The organism is Blautia sp. 1001283B150304_161114_C9, from assembly GCF_015668165.1.
Lineage (GTDB): Bacteria > Bacillota > Clostridia > Lachnospirales > Lachnospiraceae > Blautia_A > Blautia_A wexlerae.
Map to the genome: position 1 here is coordinate 1 of NZ_JADPGO010000078.1, position 2,248 is coordinate 2,248.

General features: G+C 41.9%; 2 protein-coding genes. Both read right to left on the bottom strand.

Going from position 1 to position 2,248, the window contains the following annotated elements:
- Positions 1 to 75: 75 nt before the first annotated feature.
- A complete protein-coding gene (locus tag I4V44_RS17290) occupies positions 76 to 1,749 on the bottom strand; it encodes an IS66 family transposase (RefSeq protein ID WP_196003015.1) in 1,674 nt (557 codons plus the stop codon).
- 25 nt (positions 1,750 to 1,774) lie between these two features.
- Entirely contained in the window at positions 1,775 to 1,939 is a 165-nt protein-coding gene (locus I4V44_RS17295; RefSeq protein WP_173684295.1) for a hypothetical protein, read from the bottom strand.
- Positions 1,940 to 2,248: the final 309 nt, after the last annotated feature.

Sequence of the window (2,248 nt, forward strand, 5' to 3'; positions counted from 1 at the left end):
GTTACTGTTCAGAGGTTAGCTGGACATGAGAAAACCGATGGTGTAGACTAATAACAGTCAAAGCCATCGGTTTTCTTATCCAAATATTCTGGATACTCTGTCAAATATATTCGCTGGTTCTTCTAGCCGCACCAAAACAAGCATGCTCATGCATTGGCAGAGATAATCGATACTTTCGAAACTCCTAAATGTCACAGCCTGCGCCTGTTTCCGCTTATAGTTTCTTAGAAGCCTTTCGGCTTCATTATTAGTGGCAGGTATTCGGGAATCATGCAGGAACAGCAAATGGTTCTGCATATATTTCTCCATTCTCAGGAATAAATTATACCCGTCTCTGTAATAATTGTTTGCCGGAACATTTCCGTATTCCGCCCTGGCTATTTCCAGTATCTCACGGTATCTTTTTTCGAATTCAGATACCTTTACCGGATCCGGTTCCTGAAATGGCTGGCATTCGTTTCGGAAATGGATCATCTCCTGTACCAGTGAACGCATCTCTTTGTTCCAGGTGCGGTCTGGTTCATTATCCATGCTGTCTTTCAGGTAACGCAGCACATGGGCAAGGCATTCCTGGTGATCTGCTCCATAATTATAAAAGGTAATATCATGGTCATGGACAAGGATCCCCTGATAATCCTCTGTAACAGTCCCTTTTACTCCCTCGTGTCCTTTTTTCTCACGAGCGAAGTACAATGCTTTTCCGTCTGGTGTGGCACAGACATAGATCTGACAGCTTTTTCCGTTTTCCCTGCCGCTTGTACAATCTGTATGCATAACAGGGGAAAGCAGCATGTCCGCATAGGCTGCCTTGCGCTCGGGCTCTGTTTTTAAAGCAAACTCCCTGCTGAGTTTACTTATCATGCCTTTGGAAATATTCAGTTTTCCATCCGTCAGATCAGACAGGAACTTCCTGCTTTTATCAATAGAGGTACAGCAGTCATTGTTCAGAAGGAACAAAAATGCCCGGATGTTGCCATCATAATTCACATCATCAATAACACCATCCGGAAATGCAGCGTGTGCACGTTCGCCGGTCTGGCTGTTATAATAAACATCTGCATGGTATTCTGTTACATCCAGGACCATACGGATACTTACCAGTTGTTTTATGATTGTTCTTGCTGTCTTTTTAAAAGCACAGTCTTCAAGCACTTCTTCTGGTGGCGGAAGGAGGATTACCGGATGTGTAGGCTCCTGCTTTTTTCGGCCATGCCCTTTATGTCCTGGCTGTCCACCGGGTTTCCGTCCTGTTTTTTCCCTGCTGTTTGCAATCTTTTTCCGCCGGATGGCTTTTGAAGAAGGAATAGATGAATTTTCATAATCACGGTTGATCTGTGCATGAAGTTTCAGGTTCTTTCCCTGTTCTTCTTCCAGCTGGGTGGCGGTTTCATAGAACTTAAGGCGGAATTCTTTTGCTTTCTCCAATGCATCATCTCTTTGTCTCTCAGCAAGAAGAGCACGTTTCTCCATCTCCCGAAGCTTCTGGTCAGCTTTTTTCTGCATTGCCTCAAACTCCAGCAGCATATCCTCCAGTACCTGAAACCAGTAATTGCGGACACGGATGGTTTCTTTATGTGCATCCGCTATCTCCGTTAGCAGCGCCTGAATCTTACGTTCATAGGCTCTGCACTCCTTTTGATGGAGTTCTTTCAGCTTAATATAGTGTTCACCGGATTCCAGTTCTTTATTTCTTGTCTGTGCGGCTTTCAGCCGACACATGAGTGAGATGTAATCATACGCATCAGGCATATGTTTTCCTCCAGTACAGTTATAATCAAACGCCACTGACAATGTCTGTAATCTTTGAGATATGCTCTTCCAGATATTCAATCAATTCTTTTTGTTTCTGGATAAATTCCTCCTGGATTTCAATCTGTTTGAGATAACCGGCAAGAAGTTCATCACGTTTTCTAAGTTCTTCTTTAAAATCAATATTCATAAGTGAACCTCTCTTTCTTAAGAAAAAGTATAACAGAAACATAGAAAAAAAGCGAATCACCAGAAAGTGCCTTTTCGTCAATCTGACTGTGGATAAATAGCTGTTTTATAATAAAAAAAGTATTCATGCAGACCTTGAAACTTCAAGAATGGGTTCCCAAAACTAGAATCTGGTGTATAACTTTTAACAAAAAGAACAGCAGGAAAAACTATAAACACAGTTTTTCCTGCCGCGAATGGTTATCCACAAAATAAAAAAATAAATTTCGTCATTTTTTACAATGACTTATGCATACCTCTGAACAGTAAC